General features: G+C 72.3%; 15 protein-coding genes. 6 read left to right on the top strand and 9 right to left on the bottom strand.

The genetic code is table 11. The features are described from left to right. Positions 1-16: 16 nt before the first annotated feature. Complete coding sequence (locus JKV81_RS33440; RefSeq protein WP_124275889.1) at positions 17-757, bottom strand: MerR family transcriptional regulator; 741 nt, start codon at positions 755-757, stop codon at positions 17-19. A gap of 195 nt (positions 758-952) precedes the next feature. On the opposite strand from JKV81_RS33440, the gene JKV81_RS33435 reads away from it, so the two are divergent. Both JKV81_RS33435 and JKV81_RS33430 read left to right on the top strand, forming a co-directional pair. Next, on the top strand, positions 953-2,773 hold the full coding sequence (locus JKV81_RS33435) for an AMP-dependent synthetase/ligase (protein WP_202079399.1): 1,821 nt from the start codon (positions 953-955) through the stop codon (positions 2,771-2,773). A 40-nt stretch (positions 2,774-2,813) separates the two neighbouring features. Continuing rightward, on the top strand, positions 2,814-3,290 hold the full coding sequence (locus tag JKV81_RS33430) for a macro domain-containing protein (RefSeq protein WP_202079397.1): 477 nt from the start codon (positions 2,814-2,816) through the stop codon (positions 3,288-3,290). 24 nt (positions 3,291-3,314) lie between these two features. Here JKV81_RS33430 and JKV81_RS33425 read toward each other — a convergent pair whose 3' ends face one another. Further along, positions 3,315-4,478, bottom strand: a complete 1,164-nt coding sequence (locus JKV81_RS33425; RefSeq protein ID WP_202079395.1) for an acyl-CoA dehydrogenase family protein — start codon at positions 4,476-4,478, stop codon at positions 3,315-3,317. 104 nt (positions 4,479-4,582) lie between these two features. Here JKV81_RS33425 and JKV81_RS33420 point away from each other — a divergent pair, with 104 nt between their 5' ends. Next, positions 4,583-5,215, top strand: coding sequence for a TetR/AcrR family transcriptional regulator (locus JKV81_RS33420; protein ID WP_202079393.1), 633 nt, complete (start codon positions 4,583-4,585; stop codon positions 5,213-5,215). A gap of 6 nt (positions 5,216-5,221) precedes the next feature. Here JKV81_RS33420 and JKV81_RS33415 read toward each other — a convergent pair whose 3' ends face one another. Further along, on the bottom strand, positions 5,222-6,661 hold the full coding sequence (locus tag JKV81_RS33415; RefSeq protein ID WP_202079391.1) for an aldehyde dehydrogenase family protein: 1,440 nt from the start codon (positions 6,659-6,661) through the stop codon (positions 5,222-5,224). Continuing rightward, positions 6,658-7,536 carry an oxygenase MpaB family protein gene (locus JKV81_RS33410; RefSeq protein WP_129266738.1) on the bottom strand — a complete coding sequence of 293 codons (879 nt, stop codon included), beginning with the start codon at positions 7,534-7,536 and terminating at the stop codon, positions 6,658-6,660. The genes JKV81_RS33415 and JKV81_RS33410 overlap by 4 nt, the downstream gene beginning before the upstream one ends. Positions 7,537-7,760: 224 nt before the next feature. On the opposite strand from JKV81_RS33410, the gene JKV81_RS33405 reads away from it, so the two are divergent. Further along, positions 7,761-8,654, top strand: a complete 894-nt coding sequence (locus tag JKV81_RS33405) for an oxygenase MpaB family protein (protein ID WP_129266737.1) — start codon at positions 7,761-7,763, stop codon at positions 8,652-8,654. Here JKV81_RS33405 and JKV81_RS33400 read toward each other — a convergent pair. Next, positions 8,617-9,666, bottom strand: a complete 1,050-nt coding sequence (locus JKV81_RS33400) for a LacI family DNA-binding transcriptional regulator (protein ID WP_129266736.1) — start codon at positions 9,664-9,666, stop codon at positions 8,617-8,619. The genes JKV81_RS33405 and JKV81_RS33400 overlap by 38 nt on opposite strands. Positions 9,667-9,899: 233 nt before the next feature. On the opposite strand from JKV81_RS33400, the gene JKV81_RS33395 reads away from it, so the two are divergent. Continuing rightward, complete coding sequence (locus JKV81_RS33395; RefSeq protein WP_129266735.1) at positions 9,900-11,636, top strand: BCCT family transporter; 1,737 nt, start codon at positions 9,900-9,902, stop codon at positions 11,634-11,636. A gap of 12 nt (positions 11,637-11,648) precedes the next feature. Here the strand turns inward: JKV81_RS33395 and JKV81_RS33390 are convergent, their stop codons facing one another. Continuing rightward, on the bottom strand, positions 11,649-12,581 hold the full coding sequence (locus JKV81_RS33390) for an FAD-dependent oxidoreductase (RefSeq protein ID WP_202079389.1): 933 nt from the start codon (positions 12,579-12,581) through the stop codon (positions 11,649-11,651). A gap of 107 nt (positions 12,582-12,688) precedes the next feature. Between JKV81_RS33390 and JKV81_RS33385 the strand changes: the two genes are divergently transcribed. Beyond that, on the top strand, positions 12,689-14,329 hold the full coding sequence (locus JKV81_RS33385) for an ABC-F family ATP-binding cassette domain-containing protein (protein WP_129266733.1): 1,641 nt from the start codon (positions 12,689-12,691) through the stop codon (positions 14,327-14,329). Between the two features lie 96 nt (positions 14,330-14,425). Here the strand turns inward: JKV81_RS33385 and JKV81_RS33380 are convergent, their stop codons facing one another. The 3 genes from JKV81_RS33380 to JKV81_RS33375 form a co-directional block, all read right to left on the bottom strand. Then, entirely contained in the window at positions 14,426-16,858 is a 2,433-nt protein-coding gene (locus tag JKV81_RS33380; protein ID WP_202079388.1) for a Tex family protein, read from the bottom strand. A 173-nt stretch (positions 16,859-17,031) separates the two neighbouring features. Further along, positions 17,032-17,163 (bottom strand): LPFR motif small protein, encoded by a 132-nt coding sequence (locus JKV81_RS36610; protein ID WP_261988152.1) that lies wholly within the window; start codon positions 17,161-17,163, stop codon positions 17,032-17,034. A gap of 67 nt (positions 17,164-17,230) precedes the next feature. Then, on the bottom strand, positions 17,231-18,094 hold the full coding sequence (locus JKV81_RS33375; protein ID WP_202079386.1) for an SCO6745 family protein: 864 nt from the start codon (positions 18,092-18,094) through the stop codon (positions 17,231-17,233). Between the last annotated feature and the right edge of the window lie 131 nt (positions 18,095-18,225).

Raw genomic sequence — 18,225 nt, 5'->3', positions numbered from 1 at the left:
GCTGCCCGGGCCGTGTTCACCCGTCCTCACCGGCGGTGAACGCGGCCCGCAGCTCCTCCTTCAGCGAGCGCTGGAAGGCCGTCAGCAGGGCCTGGAGCACCATCGGCTGCATATGGGCCGTGAGCGACTTCATCGCCTTCACATGCTCCGGGTCCGACTCCCGCTCCCGGTACGGGTTCCACACCTCGTCCCGGAACAGCCGCGTCAGCTCGTGGGCGGCCGACCGGGTGTGCTCCAGCAGGACCGTGCGTGCCGCGAGGATCGTCTCGTGGGCGATGGGCACGTCCAGCAGCTCGATCCCGAGCCGCAGCAGACCCGGATCGACCAGGAAGGGCCCGCCGGCCTTCCTGGGGCGCTCCAGGACCCCCATGGCGCCCAGCCGGTCCACGTCCACGTCGCTCAGGGGCCGTCCCGCCCTGCGCTCCAGCTCGGCCCGCTCCATGTCCTCGGCCGAGTCCGGGGCCCAGGACGCCACCAGGGCGCGGTGGATCGCCAGGTCCTGCGCGCTCAGGTCGGGCGGCAGCTGCTGGAGATAGCGCTCGATGGCGGCCAGCGTCATGCCCTGGTGCTGGAGTTCCTCGATGAGGGCCAGCCGGGAGAGATGGTCCTGCCCGTAGTGCCCGACGCGCCGGGGGCCGATCACCGGAGGGGGCAGCAGTCCTCTGGTGCTGTAGAAGCGCACGGTGCGCACGGTCACTCCCGCCCGCGCCGCCAGTTCGTCGACGGTCAGCGTCGGCTCGTCGGTCCCGGTCGCCATGTCCACTCCTCCTTGCCGGGCACCGCGGTTCCCGTGCCGTCGTGCCGTGCTCGTATCCGTGCCTGTGTCCGTGTACCGATCAGGTGCAACAGTATTGCTGTCTCACCACTGTTGTGAAAGTGTCCGGCAGCATCGAAGCGCAGTCCCACCCCCGGTACGGACCGCACGGTCCGGCCGAACGGACAGGAGGCGGCCGTGACCACGATCCTGCGACTTCCCACCGGACCCGAGCAACTCACCCTCCCCGCCCTGCTGCTGCGTAACGCCGAGGACCACGGGGACCTTCCCGCTCTCTCCTGGCGTGCGGCGGACGGCGGCGGGTGGACCACCCTCACCTGGCGCGAGGTACGCCACGAGACGGCCGTCCTGGCCGCCGGGTACGGATCCCTGGGGGTGGAGCGCGGCGAGCAGGTCCTCATGATGATGGGCAACCGGCACGAGCACTGGCTCAGCGACCTGGCCCTCGGTCACCTCGGCGCCGTCCCCGTCACGGTGTACGGGACCGCGGCGCCCGGCCAGATCGCGCACATCGCCCGCCACAGCCGCGCCAGGGTCGCGATCGTCGAGGGCGAGCGGGAACGGGAGCGCTGGGAGCCCCTCCTGGCGGACGCCACCGTACCGCTGGAGACGCTCGTGGTCGTCGAGCCCGGTGCCGCCGGGCCGCACCGGTCGTACGGCGCGCTGCGCGCGACGGGGGAGCGGCTGCGGAGCGACGAGGCGTTCGACAAGGCATGGCGGGAGATCCGCGCCCAGGACCCGGTCACCGTCGTCTACACCTCGGGGACGACCGGCGACCCCAAGGCGGTGCCGCTCACCCACCGCGTCGTCGTGGTCAACGCGCTGGCCCTGGACCGGGTCGTGGAACTGCCCGACCACGTCGCGCACATCTGCTACCTGCCGTTCGCCCACATCGCCGAGCGCATGCTGGGCATCTACCTTCCGGTCTTCCGCGCCTCGCACGTCCACCTCTGCGCCGACACCGCGGCCGTCGCCGCCACCGCGCGCGACCTGCACCCCGCCCAGTTCTTCGGCGTGCCCCGGGTGTGGGAGAAGCTCGCCGCGTCCGTCCGGGCCGCCCTGGCCCGGCTGCCCGAGGAACAGCGGACCGCCGTCGAGGCGGCGAACGCGACGGCCCGTGAGCACGTGGCCTGCCGGGAGCGCGGCGAGGAGCCGTCCGCCGAGCTGGCGGCCGCCTACCGGGAGGCCAAGGACACCGTGCTGGACCCCCTGCTGTCGCTGGCGGGGTTCGAACGGCTGGTGTGGACGGCCAGCGCCTCGGCGCCGATGCCGCTCGACGTGGTGCGCTTCTGGGCGGGCTTCGGCATCGTCGTCATGGACGCCTGGGGGCTCACCGAGACCGTCGGCGTGTTCACCACCAACAGCCCGTCGGCCTTCCGGCTCGGCTCGGTGGGACGCCCGCTGGAGGGCCTGGAGCTCCGGATCGCCGAGGACGGCGAGATCCTGGTCCGAGGCGAGACCGTGTTCGCCGGGTATCTGCGCGCCGACGGCACCGTGGACGGGGCGCTCGACGCGGACGGCTGGTTCGCGACCGGGGACATCGGCCGGGTCGACGACGACGGCTACCTCTGGCTCACCGACCGCAAGAAGGAAATGATCATCACCTCGACCGGGAAGAACGTCTCCCCGGCGCTCGTCGAGAACACCCTGAAGGAACACCCCCTGATCGGCCAGGCCCTCGTCCACGGCGACGGGCACTCCTATCTCGTGGCCCTGCTCGTCCTGGACACGGAGGTGGCCCCGGCCTGGGCGGCGGCCCGCGGGCTCGACGGCGACCCGGCCGGCCTGCCCGAGGTGCACGCGGAGGTCGCGCGTGCCGTCGAGGCCGCCAACGCCCGGCTGAACCGCACCGAACAGATCAAGCGGTACCGGCTGCTGACCCAGGAGTGGGGCCCGGAGACCGGCGAGCTGACCCCCTCGCTGAAGCTCCGCCGCCGGGTGATCCGCGACCGGTACGGCGACCTGCTCGACGCCCTGTACGAGGAGAGCGGCACCTGACCGGGGGCCGGTTGTCAGTGGGGGCACGTACGGTGAGGACATGTCGGGGATCACCTGTGTACGGGGCGACGCCACCAGCCCCCAGGGCAAGGGCGTCAAGCTGATCGTGCACGTCTGCAACGACCTGGGCGGCTGGGGCAAGGGCTTCGTCCTCGCAGTGTCCCGCCGCTGGCCCGGGCCCGAAGCCGCCTACCGCCGCTGGCACCGTGAGCGCGCCGGGAACGACTTCGGGCTGGGGGCCGCGCAGTTCGTCCAGGTCGAGCCGTACATCTGGGTGGCGAACGTGGTGGGACAACGGGGGATACGCACCGGCAGCAAGGGCGTGCCGGTGCGCTACGAGGCGATCGACGCGGGTCTCGACAAGGTGGCCGGCAAGGCCGCAGAGCTGGGCGCCTCGGTCCACATGCCGAGGATCGGCTGCGGGCTCGCCGGCGGCACCTGGTCCAGGGTCGAACCCCTCGTCAGCGACCGGCTGGTGGCCCGGGGCATCGAGGTGACGGTGTACGACTTCGGCTGAGGGCCGCCGCCCCCGCGCGCGGAGCTACAGGCCGTAGCTCCTGCCGATGATGTCGCGCTGGATCTCGCTCGTGCCGCCGTACACCGTGGACACGACCGCCGCCCGCAGATGGCGCTCCATGTCGTACTCGGTCGCGTAGCCGTAGCCGCCCATCATCTGCATGCCCTCCAGCGCCGCGTGCTTCGCCGTCTCGGTGGCCTTGAGCTTCGCCATGGACGCCTCGCGTGGGAACAGCTTCTCCGGCTCGGCGTCGCAGGCCGCCGCCACGTCGAAGACCAGCATCCGGGCGCACTCGATCTCGGTCGCCAGGTCGGCCAGCCGGTGCCGCAGGGCCTGGAAGGATCCGACCGGGCGGCCGAACTGCTCACGCCCCCGTACGTACGCCACCGTGTCCTCCAGGATCCGCTCCGCGAGGCCCAGCATGTTCGCGGCCAGGAAGAGACGCTCCGCGTTCAGACCGGCCATCAGCTGGGTCCAGGCGCGGTCCGCCGTGCCCACGACGGCGTCGGCCGGCAGCCTGACACCGGTGAGGAAGACGTCGTTGACCTCACGGCCGCCCATCGTCTCGATGGGGCGGATCTCGATCCCGGGCGTCCTCGCCGGGACGTGGAACATGGTCAGCCCGTCGTGCTTCGAGCCGCCCGGGCCGGTCCGGGCCACCAGCAGGATGTGCTCCGCCAGATGCGCGTTGGAGATCCACGTCTTGTGACCGTCGATCAGCCAGCCGCCGTCCGGCGTGCGTCCGGCCTTGCACCGCAGCGCCGCCACATCGGACCCGGCCCCCGGTTCCGACATCGCGATGGAGAGCACCTGACCGGCCACCGCGCCCGCGACCGCCGCCTTGCACTGCTCCTCGCTGCCGAAACGCTCGTACGCCTTCGCCGTGATCACCGAGGTGATGAACCCGCCCGCCGGGACGAGGCCGCGCGCCGTCTCCCGGAGGAAGAGGCAGGCGTCCGTCATCCCGCCCCCCGAGCCCCCGTACGCCTCGGGCAGGCACACCCCGAGCCAGCCGAGCTCCGCCAGCCGGGCGTAGAGCGACGGGGCGTGCGGTCCGCCGGTCTCCGCGGCCAGCGCGTCGCGCTGCTCACGCGTACCGCATTCGCGCCGGGCGAAGTCCCGCAGAGCCGTGACGAAGGCGCGCTGCTCGGCCGAGACCGACCGCGGGAGTGCAGGGGTGGTGGACATGGAGGACCTCCAGAGGGGCGGCGCCTTGCGATACAAAGAGCCGCATTGGATAACACTGTTGCGTGGTCGTTATGGTGGGTGGTCACGACGGACGGAGAGCACCCATGGCGCCACCGGGCGAGGACGAGACACTGCTGGGCAGGGCGCTCGCCGAGCGGCCACCGTCCGACGCGCTGAACGAACAGATCCTGGACGCCGCCCGCGAGCAGTTCATGACCTTCGGGCTGCGCCGCTCGACCGTCGACGACGTGGCCAAGCGCGCCAAGGTCTCCCGCGTCACGGTGTACCGCCGGATCGGCAACAAGGACAGCCTGGTCTCGGCCTGCCTGCTGCGGGAGTACAGCCGTTTCGTCATGGACGTGGACGACGCGGTCGCCGCGCTGCCCACCATGGAGGACAGGCTCGTCGCCGGCTTCGTCGCCGTCCTCAAGCACATCCGTGAACACCCGCTGGTGGGCGGCCTGCTGAGGCTGGAACCGGAGATCATGCTCCCCTTCCTCACCCTGGAGAGCGGTCCCGCCTTCCTCGCGATGCGCGGATACCTGGCCGACCGGCTCCGCCGCGCCCAGCGTGCGGAGGGACGGCCGGAGACGGACCCGACACCGGTCGCCGAACTGATGGTGCGGATCACCGTCTCCTTCCTCCTCAATCCGGTGAGCTGCTTCGAGCTGGACGACGACGAACAGGTGGGTGCCTTCGCCCGCCGCTATCTGGTGCCGCTGCTCAGCGCCGCGTGAGCGCCCTCAGAACCGGGCGTGCAGCTTCCTGCCCAGCTCCACCGCACGGGCGGCCTTCTCGCGGGCGGTCGCGAACGACATCAGGTCCACCGCCGGTGCGAACCGCCGTACGGTGACCGAGTGCGGCGCGGCGAAGGCCCGAAGCCCCTCCTCGCCGTGGATCCGCCCGTACCCCGACTCGCCCGCACCGCCGAAGGGCAGCGAGGGGGTCGCGGCGAAGCCGAGCACCGAGTTCACCGACACGGCACCGGAGTCGAGGCGCTCCGCCAGCGCGAGCCCGGCCGCCTTCGAGCGGGTGAACACGGCGGCGCCCAGCGAGTACGCCGACGCGTTGGCCCGCTCCACCGCCTCGTCCATGTCGCGCACCGGGTTCACGACGACGACCGGTCCGAAGGTCTCCTCCGTCATGGCCGGTGAGTCCTCCGGCACCCGCGACAGCACCACCGGCCCGGGCACCCGGCTCCGCAGGCCGTCGGGGCCGCCCAGTTCGGCCGTGCCGCCGTCCACCAGGGCCTCCTTCACATGGCGTTCCACCAGGCCGAGCTGGGACGGCAGGGTGAGCGGCCCGTAGGCGTCGCCGGGCACCAGCGCCCGCGCCCGGCTGACGACGCGTGCGCACAGGGCCTCGTGGACCGAGGCCTCCGCGTACACCCGCTCCACGCCGGCGCAGGTCTGGCCGGCGTTGCCCATGGCGCCCCACACGATCGCGTCGGCCGCCGCGTCCAGATCGGCGTCCGCCGCGACCAGCACCGCGTCCTTGCCCCCGCACTCCGCGAGCAGCGGGGTCAGCGTGGCCGCGCAGGCCGCGGCGACCTTGCGGGCGGTGCCCGGTGAGCCGGTGAAGGCCACCTTGTCCACACCGGCCGGCCCGTCCGCGCCGGCCAGGGCGGCCCCGGTGGAGCCCGGCCCGGTGACCGTCAGCAGCAGATCAGCGTGGTCCGGGAGGGCCTCGCCGAAACTCCCGGCCAGCAGGACCCCCACGCCAGGGGTGAGCTCGGACGGCTTGAAGACCACCGCGTTGCCCGCGGCGAGGGCGTAACCGATCGAGCCCATCGGGGTGTACAGCGGATAGTTCCAGGGCCCGATCACCCCGATCACCCCGAGCGGACGGTAGGCCAGCAGCGCCCGCTGATGGACCGACAGCAGACCCGGACGCACCCGCCGCCGGCCCAGCACCCGGGAGGCGTTGCGCGCCGCCCAGTCCAGATGGACCAGGGTCAGCAGCACCTCGGAGCGGGCGTCGTGCACCGGCTTCCCGGTCTCGGCCGCGATCACCTCGGCGAACTCGTCGGCGCGCGAGGCCAGTGCGCGCTTCCAGCGCAGCAGGGCGGTGCGCCGCTCCCGCGCGCCGAGCCCGGCCCAGCTCCGGCCCGCGGTCCTGCCCCGCGCCACCGCCGCGCGGATGTCCTCGATGCCGTGCGCCGCTTGGTCCCTTCCGTCCGTCATGACGTCTCCATGGGCAGGGGTTCCAGGGGGCGGCTCTGCGCCCAGTGCGGACCGAGGTCGTCGAGCCGGTATCCGAAGGGGTAGCTGCGGGGCCGGGGCCGTGAGGGCAGCCACCGGGGCCGGGCGGGCAGCAGCCGCACACCGTGCGACCGGGCGCGCACCAGCCGTACGGCCGAGGCCCGCACCCAGCGCGGCTGGGCGCGGAAGCCCAGCGCGCGCAGTAACGGCTCGTCCAGCAGGGCGAGCGAGAAGCGGGCCACCAGGGGGCGCAGCGGGGCCGGGTACCAGGCGGCCATCACCCGGAAGGTGGCGTTGGCGACGCGGCGGTTCGCCGGGTCGTACGCGAACATCCGGTCCTCGTAGGAGTCGAGCAGCCTCTCGAATCCCTCGTACGTCCCGGGCGCGCCCTCGATGCCCATCATGACCGCCATCCGCTTCCCCACCTCGGCCAGCGCCTCCGCCTCCTGTGTGCACAGGGGCCGCCATCCGAAGCGGTCGATCCAGCGTTTGGGGCCGACGACCGTGGTGGCCAGCACATAGAGGTAGTCCTCGTTCGGGATGCGGTACTTGCCGTGGATCCGGTTGAGGTGGCGGGCCGCGGCCCGGGCCCGCTCCGAGTCGAAGCCCTCGGCTGCCATCTCGTACCCGAACAGGACGGTGTCGTCGTAGCGCTTCTGACCGTTGCGCTCGAACTCCTGGGTGCGGTCGAGCAGTACGGAGATCCGGGGAACGCCGTAGTCGCGCAGGAAGGCGACGCTGATGCCCTGCCGGTAGTCCCACGGGAACTCGTACTGGGACATCAGCCGGAGTATCTCGGCGCAGTCGCGTGAGGGATCCATCCGGCGGATCTCGCGCAGTCGGCTGTAGCGGCCCATGGTGTGCAACCTCCTCTGTGGACGGAGTCACCGAGAGTCAAAGTTACAAATACTATTGACTTGTTTCACAGGGCGCGTCAACACTGCTGACACGGATTCCAGGAAGCAGCCCCGCGCCTCGCCCGTGGCGCCGCTCCCGCCGCCCCCGCGGATCGCCGCCGCCCTGGTGATCGCATACTGGAAACACACGGCCCGAGCATCCGCCGACCTCCGGGAGCACGCGCATGACCAGCACAGGAGAGCCCGCACCGCCACCGCCGGGCGGTGTCCTGTGGAGCCTCGCCGGCGACCTCCGCGGACTGCTGATGCTGCCCGCCGCTCTCACCCTCCAGGTCGCGCACCCGGCCGTCGGCGCGGGGGTCGACGAGCACTCAGTCTTCCGCACGGACCCCTGGGGACGCGGCGAGCGGTCCCTGAGCTCCCTCCAGCTCTGGGTGTACGGGGGAGAGGCCGCCGCGGAGGAGGGGCGCAGGCTGCGGAAGCTGCACCGTACGATCCAGGGGACCGACACCCGGGGCCGCCGCTACCACGCGCTCACCCCCGCGAACTACGCCTGGGTGCACGCCACGGGCTTCCCCGTCTACCGGCACGCGTCGCGCTACCTGATCCGCCCGCTCACCGAGGCGCAGGAGCGCGCCCTGTACCAGGAGTGGCTCCAGGTCGGCCGGGTGCTGGGCATCCACGACCGGGACATGCCGCAGACGATCGAGGAGTTCTGGCCGTACTACCGCTCGATGCTGGCCGAGGAGGTGGAGGCCACCGTCGTCGTACGCGAACTGGTCGCCACCGACCTCCCCGTACCGCCGCCCGACCGTGGTCCTCCGGTGCTGCGGCTGGTCCTGAAGGCGCTCTGGCCGGTGCTCCTCCCGCCGCTGGCGCGGTTCCGGAGCTTCCTCACCGTCGGGCTGATGCCACCGGACGCCCGCGAGGCCATCGGGCTCGACTGGACGCCCGCGCAGGAGCGTCGGCTGCGGCGCTTCGGCGCCGTGGTGCGGCGGATCGTCCCCGTGCTCCCGGAGCGGCTGCGCTATCTGCCGCTCGCCAGATCGGCGCGGGCCGAGTGGCGGGCCGCCGGAGGACTCAGGCCGAGGCCCGGCGGACCAGTTCGGTCGGGGTGACCACGGACTCCGGCCACGTCCCGGTGTCGCTGTTCAGCCGCTCCATCAGCAGGCGCACCATCAGGCGCCCCATGCCCTCGACGTCCTGACGCACCGTCGTCAGCGGAGGCACGGCTGCCTCGGCGACCGACGTCATGTCGTCGAACCCGACCACCGCCACGTCCTCCGGCACCCGGACGCCCCGTTCGCGCAGCACCCGCAGGGCGCCCGAGGCCATCAGGTCGTTGGAGACGAAGACGGCGTCCACGTCCGGACGGGCCTCCAGCAGGCCCGCCATGGCCCTGGCCCCGCCCTCCGTGGTGAAGTCGCCCTCCACGACGAGCTCGCTCCCCGCGTCGGGGAGCACGTCGTGGTACCCGTCGATCCGGTCGAGCGCCGACGTCTGGTCGCGGGGCCCTGCGATGTGCGCGATGCGCCGCCGGCCGAGCGAGACGAGATGGCGGACGGCCTCGCGGGCACCGCCCCGGTTGTCGCAGTCGACGTACGGCACCTGCGGTGTGTCCCCGCCGGACGACGGGTGTTCCGGGCGGCCCCCGTAGACCGTCGGGACGCGGAACCGCCGGATGATCGCGGGCAGCTCGTCGTCGGTGTGCAGGGAGAAGGCCAGCACCCCGTCCACATGACCGCCCGCCAGGTAACGGGTGACCCGGTCGAAGTCGCCGCTGCCCTCCACCAGGAGCAGGACCAGCTGTGCGTCGTGGGCGTTGAGCTCGCGGCTGATCCCGCGGATCTGGCGGGAGAAGAACGGGTCGGAGAAGATCCGGAACTCCGGCTCGTCGATGATCACCGCGACCGCGCCGTTGCGCCGGGTGACCAGCGTCCGCGCGGCGTGGTTCGGGATGTAGCCGAGCTCGTCGACCGCCTTGCGCACCTGGTCCACCAGGGGCTGACGTACGCCCGCACCGCCGTTGACGACCCGGGACGCCGTCGCCCTGGACACACCGGCGAGGGCCGCGACCGCCTCCAGGGTGGGCCGGACGTCACGCTGCGGATCGGGGGTGGGGTCGGGCAAAGGTCGCTCCTCGTACACGCGCGCCCGGGCTGGGAACGGCGGGAACCGGCGGGTTCAGGCATGGACGCCGCCAGCCTAGCGGCCCGGCCGGAGAGGGCCGACGCCGGAAACGCGGAGCCGTGCGCTCCGCAAACGGCCGCGCGTGTACCGCTCGGGGATCCCGGAAGATGCGCACCGAGTGTGGTACTGCCTACGGAGAGCGAAATATTCGCATTGCGTGAAAGGTGCCATTTGTGTCACACGATGAGCAGAGAACGGGTGGGCAAGGGGGGTATCTGCCGGTAACGGCCGATCTGCCCACCGCTCCGCACCACGGTCGCCGGCCCACGACCGACCGGGTGGTGTTCGGCGTCTCCGCAGTGCTCACCATCGCCTTCGTGATCTGGGGTGCCACGGCCACCGACTCGCTGGAGGACGTCTCCAGCACGCTGCTCAACGGCCTCATCCACAACGGCGGCTGGGCCTTCATGCTGGCGGCCTCCGGCTTCGTGATCTTCGCCCTCTGGCTGGCGATCAGCCGTTACGGGAAGATCTCGCTGGGCCAGGAGGGGGAGGAGCCCGAATTCAGGACCGTCTCCTGGGTCGCGATGATGTTCAGCGCCGGTATGGGCATCGGCCTGATGTTCTACGGAGTGAGCGAACCGCTGGCCCACTTCGTCAATCCGCCCCCGGGAACCCACCCCGCCGACGCGGCCGAAGCCATGCAGACGGCGATGGCGACCACGCTGTTCCACTGGACACTCCACCCCTGGGCGATCTACGCGGTCGTCGGGCTGGCCATCGCCTACAGCGCCTACCGCCGGCACCGGCGGCAGACCATCAGCGCGGTGTTCATCCCGCTCATCGGCGAGCGGCACTCCCACGGGGTCGTCGGCCGCATCATCGACATCCTCGCCATCTTCGCGACCCTCTTCGGCTCCGCGGCCTCGCTGGGTCTCGGGGCCCTGCAGATCGGCAGCGGCTTCCAGGAGCTCAACTGGATGGAGAAGACCGGGACCGGCCTGCTGGTCGCGATCATCGCGGTCCTGACGGCCGCCTTCGTCGCATCGGCGGTCTCCGGTGTGGAGAAGGGCATCCAGTGGCTCTCCAACATCAACATGGTGCTCGCGCTGATCCTGGTGATCTTCGTGTTCGTCGTCGGCCCGACCATCATCATCCTGGACCTGCTGCCCACCTCGGTCGCGGCGTACTTCGGTGAACTCGCCCAGCTCGCCGGCCGGACCGAGGCGACGGGAGAGGGCGAAGTAGCCGACTGGCTCGCCAGCTGGACCGTCTTCTACTGGGCGTGGTGGATCTCCTGGACGCCCTTCGTCGGCATGTTCATCGCGAGGATCAGCCGCGGCCGCACGATCCGGCAGTTCGTCGGCGGCGTGATCCTGGTGCCCAGCACGGTCAGCCTCGTCTGGTTCGCCGTCTTCGGCGGCTCGGCGATCGAACTCCAGCGGGACGGACGGCTCAGGGGCGTCGGTGACACCCCCGAGGCCCAGCTCTTCGGGGTCCTCCACGAATACCCGATCGCCACCGTGATGAGCATCCTCGTCATGATCCTGGTCGGCATCTTCTTCGTCTCCGGCGCCGACGCCGCCTCGATCGTGATGGGGACGCTCTCCCAGAAGGGCGTCCTCGAACCCGCGAAATGGGTCGTGATCTTCTGGGGTGTCGTCACCGGGGCCGTCGCGGCGGTCATGCTGCTCATCGGCAACGGGCAGGGGGACGCCCTGGCGGGCCTCCAGAACCTGACCATCCTGGTGGCCGCCCCCTTCACCATCGTGATGGTCGGGATGTGCGTCGCGCTCATGAGGGACCTGCGCCACGACCCGATGATCGTCCGCAGGGAGTTCGGCGTGGAGGCCGTCGAATCGGCCGTCATCGAGGGACACGCCAAGTACGACGGGGACTTCGAGATCCGGATCGGCCCCGGCACGGACGTCACCACCGACGAACGCCACAAGAACGACCCGCAGGCCTGAGGGTGCTGCGGCTCAGCCCACCAGCTGGGCCGCAGCCCGCGCACAGCCCCGCGCCACCGTCACCCCGGCGCCGCCGTGGCCGTAGTTGTGCACCAGCAGCCCGCCGCCCGGCAGCTCCTCGGCCTCGATGCGCACCCCGGCGTCCCGGGCCGGCCGCAGCCCCACCCGGTGGCCGAGGACCCGCGCCCCCGCGATCTCCGGCCGCACCCGCGCACACCGCGCCACGATCTCCTCGGCCGTGCGCGGATCGGGCTCCGCGCGGGCGTCGTCCGCCTCCGCCGTGCCGCCCAGCACCAGCCGGCCCGGCTGCGGAAAGAAGTACGTCGTCGCGCTGGACGCCGGATCGGCCTCGGCGAACCACTCCTCGATGCCCGGGTTCTCCACCACGACCAGCTGGCCCCTGACCGGCCGCACCCCGGGATCCGGCACCAGCTCACGGGAGCCGAGGCCGGTGCAGTTGACCACCACCCGCGCCTCGGCCGCCGCCTCCGCGAAACCGCGCACCGTACGCCGCTCGACCACGCCCCCCGCGGCCCTCAGCCGCTCCTCCAGCCAGCGGAGGTGGGCCGGCATGTCGATCAGCGGAAGGGTCACCCGCAGCCCCTCCGCCACCTCGGAGACGTCCTTCAGGCTGCGGGCCCACGGGCCCAGCGTGGACAGCCGCTCGCCCCCGTGGACCCCGGCGGCCATGCGGACACCGGTCTCGTCGGGGGCCGCCGCCAGCTCCTCGTACACCCGGAGGGTTTCGAGCGACCAGTCACCCACCAGCGCCTCGGGCTCGATCCGGTACGGCCACCACAGCGCACCGGCCACGGCCGAAGTGGTGTCCGTCGCCGGGTCCCTGGACCAGACGCGCACCCGCAGGCCGCGCTCCGCCAGCAGCAGCGCCGTGGTCAGCCCGCTGACCCCGCCACCCACCACGACCACATCCGCCACCGTGCTCACCCCTGTCCTCGCGTCGCCCCCGTGGTGCCGGGGGCCGGACAGGCCATGCTCGCACCCCGGTCCGGCGGGCAGGAGGGCCCCCGTGGTTCGTTAGGATCGTCACCCTGATGACTGCCACTCTCGTCGCCAAGGAACTCGCCGCCGGACACGGCGACCGCACACTCTTCGCAGGGCTCGACCTCGTGGTCGCGCCGGGCGACGTGATCGGTCTCGTCGGAGCCAACGGCGCCGGAAAGTCCTCGCTGCTCCGCCTGCTCGCCGGTCTCGACCGGCCGGAGGAGGGCGAGCTGAGGCTCTCCCCGCCCACCGCCACCGTCGGACACCTCCCGCAGGAGCCCGAGCGCCGCGCCGGCGAGTCCGTACGGGAGTTCCTCGCCCGCCGCACCGGGGTCGCGGACGCCCAGACCGCCATGGACGCCGCCACCCAGGCCCTGGTCGACGGAGCGCCCGGCGCGGACGACGCGTACTCCGAGACGCTGGAGCGCTGGCTCTCCCTCGGCGGCGCCGACCTCGACGAACGCGCCGAGGAGGTCGCCGCCGACCTCGGCCTGACCATCGGTCTCGACCTCCCGATGACGGCCCTCTCCGGCGGCCAGGCGGCCCGCGCCGGCCTGGCCTCGCTGCTGCTGTCGCGCTACGACGTCTTCCTGCTCGACGAGCCCACCAACGACCTGGACCTCGACGGCCTGGAACGCCTGGAGCGCTTCGTCTCCGGGCTCCGGGCCGGCACCGTCGTCGTCAGCCACGACCGCGAGTTCCTGATGCGCACGGTCACCAAGGTCCTGGAACTCGACCTCGCCCAGCAGCAGATCAACCTCTACGGCGGCGGCTACGCCTCCTACCTGGAGGAGCGCGAGCGGGCGCGGAACCACGCCCGCGAGGAGTTCGAGGAGTACGCCGACAAGCGATCCGCGCTCGAAGGCCGCGCCCAGATGCAGCGCGGCTGGATGGACAAGGGCGTCAAGAACGCCCGCCGCAAGGCCACGGACAACGACAAGATCGGCCGCAAGTTCCGAAGCGAGGCCAGCGAGAAGCAGGCCGCGAAGGCCAAGCAGACCCAGCGCATGATCGAGCGCCTCGACGTCGTCGAGGAACCGCGCAAGGAGTGGGACCTGCGGATGGAGATCGCCTCCGCCCCGCGCTCCGGCTCCGTCGTGGCCACCCTGCGCGACGCCGCCGTCCTCCGCGGCGGGTTCTCCTTCGGCCCGGCGACCCTGCAGATCGACTGGGCGGACCGGGTCGCCATCACCGGCGCCAACGGGGCCGGCAAGTCCACCCTGCTCGCCGCCCTGCTCGGCAGGCTGCCCCTCGACGCCGGCCACGCCTCGCTCGGCTCGGGCGTCGTGGTGGGCGAGGTCGACCAGGCGCGCAAGCTGTTCCACGGCACGGAGAGCCTGCTGGACGCCTTCTGCGCCGCCGTCCCCGACACCGAGCCCGCCGAGGTGCGCACCCTGCTCGCCAAGTTCGGCCTGCGGGCCGCCCATGTGCTGCGCCCCGCGACCACGCTCTCGCCCGGCGAGCGCACCCGGGCCGGCCTCGCCCTCCTCCAGGGCAAGGGCGTCAACCTGCTGGTCCTGGACGAGCCGACGAACCACCTGGACCTTCCGGCGATCGAACAGCTGGAGTCCGCCCTGGAGGCGTACACCGGGACGCTACTGCTGGTCACGCACGACCGGCGGATGCTGGAGGCGGTCCGGACGACCCGCCGCGTCGAGGTGGCGGACGGCAAGGTCACCGAGGCCGGCTGACGCGGGCCTGCCCGCCCCGGAATCCGGGACGGGCAGGTGCGGTCCGTGCGCGGGCCCCGGGCGACCGCTGTGCCGCCCGAGACCCGCGCGGGGTCATCAGCGCCGGGAGCCGCCCTTGTCGGAGCCGCCCGTCAGCCCGGCGCGCCGCAGCGCGTCGGCCATCGCGCTGTTGGCGGGCGCCGCGGCAGGGCGCGCCGCGCCACCGCCGCCGCCCGAGCCTCCGCGCCTGTCACGCCGCTGCCCGTTGCCCCCCTGACGGCCGTCCTGCCCCTGCCGCTGCCGGGGCGGCCGCTCGCCGCCGCCCTGCGCGTTCCGCTCACGCTTCGGGCCCTGCCCGCCGCCCGGACCGGCCGCGGCCTCGTCGTCGAGCCGCAGGGTCAGGGAGACGCGCTTGCGCGGGATGTCGACGTCCATGACCTTCACCTTCACGATGTCGCCCGGCTTCACGACATCCCTCGGGTCCTTCACGAACGTCCGCGACATCGCCGACACATGGACGAGCCCGTCCTGGTGGACGCCGACATCCACGAACGCGCCGAACGCCGCCACATTCGTCACGACCCCCTCCAGCACCATCCCGGGGGCCAGGTCGCCGAGCTTCTCGACGCCCTCCTTGAACGTGGCCGTCCGGAAGGCGGGACGCGGGTCGCGGCCCGGCTTCTCCAGCTCCCTGAGGATGTCCGTGACCGTCGGCAGACCGAACTTCTCGTCCACGAAGTCGTCCGGCCGCAGCGACCGGAGGGTGTCCGTGTTGCCGATCAGCGCGGCGACGTCCCCGCCGGTCCGCTTCACCATCGTGCGCACCACGGGGTACGCCTCGGGGTGCACGCTCGACGCGTCCAGCGGGTCGTCCCCGCCCCGGATCCGGAGGAAGCCCGCGCACTGCTCGTACGCCTTCGGGCCGAGCCGCGCCACGTCCTTGAGCGCCCGGCGGGAGCGGAACGGGCCGTTCGTGTCCCGGTGCGCCACGATGTTCTCGGCCAGTCCGGAGCCGATGCCGGAGACCCGCGAGAGCAGCGGCGCCGACGCGGTGTTGACGTCGACCCCCACGCCGTTCACACAGTCCTCGACCACGGCGTCCAGGGAACGCGACAGCTTCACCTCGGACAGGTCGTGCTGGTACTGGCCGACGCCGATCGACTTCGGGTCGATCTTCACCAGCTCGGCCAGCGGGTCCTGGAGCCGGCGCGCGATCGAGACCGCGCCGCGCAGCGACACGTCCATGTCCGGGAGCTCCTGCGAGGCGAACGCCGACGCCGAGTACACGGAGGCGCCCGCCTCCGACACCATCACCTTGGTGAGCTTCAGCTCCGGGTGCCTGTCGCACAGTTCACCCGCGAGCTTGTCGGTCTCGCGGGACGCCGTGCCGTTCCCGATCGCGATCAGGTCGACCTGGTGCTCCCTGGCGAGGCGCTCCAGCGTGGCGAGCGACTGGTCCCACTTGTTCGCCGGCACATGCGGGTGGATGACGTCCGTCGCGACGACCTTGCCGGTCGCGTCCACGACGGCGACCTTCACGCCCGTACGGAAACCGGGGTCGAGCCCCAGCGTCGCCCGGGTGCCGGCCGGTGCGGCGAGCAGCAGGTCGCGCAGGTTCGACGCGAAGACGCGTACGGCCTCGTCCTCCGCCGCCGTCCGCAGCCGGAGCCGCAGATCGATCCCGAGGTGGACGAGGATCCGGGTCCGCCAGGCCCAGCGGACCGTGTCGCCCAGCCACTTGTCCCCGGGACGGCCGCGGTCCGCGACGCCGAACCGGCGGGCGATCATGTTCTCGTACGAGGAGGGGCCCGGCTGCTCCGACGGCTCCTCGGGCTCCAGGACCAGGTCGAGCACATCCTCCTTCTCGCCCCGGAGCATCGCGAGGACGCGGTGCGAGGGGAGCGCGGTGAACGGCTCGGCGAAGTCGAAGTAGTCGGCGAACTTCGCGCCGGCCTCCTCCTTGCCGTCCCGCACCTTCGCGACGACCCGGCCGCGTGACCACATGCGCTCGCGCAGCTCGCCGGTGAGGTCGGCGTCCTCCGAGAAGCGCTCGGTCAGGATCGACCGGGCGCCCTCCAGCGCCGCGGCGGGGTCCGCGACACCCTTGTCGGGGTCGACGTACGCCGCGGCGGCGGTGAGCGGGTCCACGGACGGGTCGTCGAGCAACCCGCCGGCCAGGGGCTCCAGGCCCGCCTCGCGCGCGATCTGCGCCTTGGTCCGGCGCTTCGGCTTGAACGGCAGGTAGATGTCCTCCAGCCGCGCCTTGGTCTCGGCCGCCCGGATCTGCGCCTCCAGGGCGGCATCGAGCTTGCCCTGCTCACGTACGGAATCGAGGACCGCCGTACGGCGGTCCTCGAGTTCCCGCAGATACCGCAGCCTCTCCTCGAGCGTGCGCAGTTGCGCGTCGTCGAGCATCTCGGTCGCTTCCTTGCGGTAGCGCGCGATGAACGGCACGGTCGAGCCGCCGTCGAGCAAGTCGACGGCCGCCTTCACCTGACGCTCACGTACGCCGAGCTCCTCGGCGATCCTGCCTTCGATGGACGTCGTCACGGTTTTCCCGACTCGCCTTCTCGTACTGGCTGTGCTGGCTGTGCCACTGGGGTGGTCCACACCCGGGTGGGCCCCTTCGCCTGCATTGTGCCGGGTGGCCGGGGGCCGTGTCGCGTGACCTGGTCGGTCACGTCGCCGATCACGGCCCCGACGGCCTCGGTGGAACGGCCGGGTCAGGCGCGCCGGGTCCTGCCGCCACGCGACGCGCCGCCGAACAGGCCTGCCAGGAGCCGGAAGGGCAGAGTCACCACGGTGGCGACGGCCGATCCGACGGTACTCAGAGCGTTTGCGATCGCACGGAACACGGTGTGCCTCCTTCGTAGGGTGTGCACACCGCCTGGCCCGTACGCCCCGTCGTAAACGTGTACGGGCTCAGCCCTTGCCGACCAGGTCGTCGGGGAACGCTCCGGCGGCGGCCGCCGTGAACAGGAAGCCGCGGCCCAGCTCGGTGAGCCGCTCCACGCCGTCGGCGCCCAGGTGCTCGTACGGTGCGGAGTCCATCCGGTCCGTCGCCTCCTCCAGCTCCGCCCTGAGCGCGGTGCCCGCCTCGGTCAGCTCGCCCCCGGCATCCAGCACACCGCGCTCACGCAGCCGCTCCACCGCCGCGTCCCAGTCGGTGCGCCGCCAGCCGCGGGTGGCGAGGATCCAGCGGGGCGCCATGCCCTTGCCGGTGGCGGTGTGGCTGACCAGGGCCTCCAGCGGGTCGAGACCGGCCGTGAGCAGCCCGGCCAGGTGGCCGTCGCCGCGGTGCTCGCGCAGCAGCGTCGCCGCGTGCCAGTACGCCAGGTGCGGCTGGTCCGGCACGTCCAGGTCCGCGTGCGCGGCGTACAGCGGACGGGCGTGGCGGGTGCAGGCCTCGGCGGCGCGCAGGGCCAGCCCGGCGGCCTCCGCCATCTCCGGGGACGCGAGGATCTCCTCGCCGAGCACCCGGCGCAGCGTCGCGTCGGCGGCCCGCAGACGGGCGTCGAGCGCCGCCTCGGGGGTGATCTCCGACCAGACGGCCGGCAGATGGCGGGCCACCAGCTCGTGGTTGAAGTTGTAGAAGGTCGCGGTGACCGCACCGGCCCCGACGGCGCCCAGGGCGGCGCCGCGCGCGGCGAAGTAGACCCGGCTCTCGTCGTCGATGCCGAGCTCCCCGAACTCCTTGCCGAGGTCGGGGGAGAAGTAGACACAGGAGTGCAGCGGGTTGAGCGCGTTGTGGCAGCGCCGTCCGGCACGCGGGGGAAGAGTACTCATGCCCGCACGTTACCGACTGGTTGGTACGCGGGGTAGACCCGGGGTTCCAGCCGACGGAACCCCGGGCCGGTATGGCAGAAATGGTGGGGAACTCGTCATTGCGGCCATCCGCCGGCCCGCCCAGGATGGCG

The sequence above is a fragment of the Streptomyces silvae genome, assembly GCF_016745505.1.
Taxonomy (GTDB): domain Bacteria; phylum Actinomycetota; class Actinomycetes; order Streptomycetales; family Streptomycetaceae; genus Streptomyces; species Streptomyces silvae.
Note: the sequence above shows the minus strand (reverse complement) of the source record. Positions and strands in the feature narration are given on the sequence as shown.

Excerpts from the sequence above, each read along its gene's own strand:
- JKV81_RS33440 (WP_124275889.1), bottom strand. The coding sequence starts at position 757 with ATGGCGACCGGGACCGACGAGCCGACGCTGACCGTCGACGAACTGGCG.
- JKV81_RS33430 (WP_202079397.1), top strand. The coding sequence starts at position 2,814 with ATGTCGGGGATCACCTGTGTACGGGGCGACGCCACCAGCCCCCAGGGC.
- JKV81_RS33425 (WP_202079395.1), bottom strand. The coding sequence starts at position 4,478 with ATGTCCACCACCCCTGCACTCCCGCGGTCGGTCTCGGCCGAGCAGCGC.
- JKV81_RS33420 (WP_202079393.1), top strand. The coding sequence starts at position 4,583 with ATGGCGCCACCGGGCGAGGACGAGACACTGCTGGGCAGGGCGCTCGCC.
- JKV81_RS33415 (WP_202079391.1), bottom strand. The coding sequence starts at position 6,661 with ATGACGGACGGAAGGGACCAAGCGGCGCACGGCATCGAGGACATCCGC.
- JKV81_RS33410 (WP_129266738.1), bottom strand. The coding sequence starts at position 7,536 with ATGGGCCGCTACAGCCGACTGCGCGAGATCCGCCGGATGGATCCCTCA.
- JKV81_RS33405 (WP_129266737.1), top strand. The coding sequence starts at position 7,761 with ATGACCAGCACAGGAGAGCCCGCACCGCCACCGCCGGGCGGTGTCCTG.
- JKV81_RS33385 (WP_129266733.1), top strand. The coding sequence starts at position 12,689 with ATGACTGCCACTCTCGTCGCCAAGGAACTCGCCGCCGGACACGGCGAC.
- JKV81_RS33375 (WP_202079386.1), bottom strand. The coding sequence starts at position 18,094 with ATGAGTACTCTTCCCCCGCGTGCCGGACGGCGCTGCCACAACGCGCTC.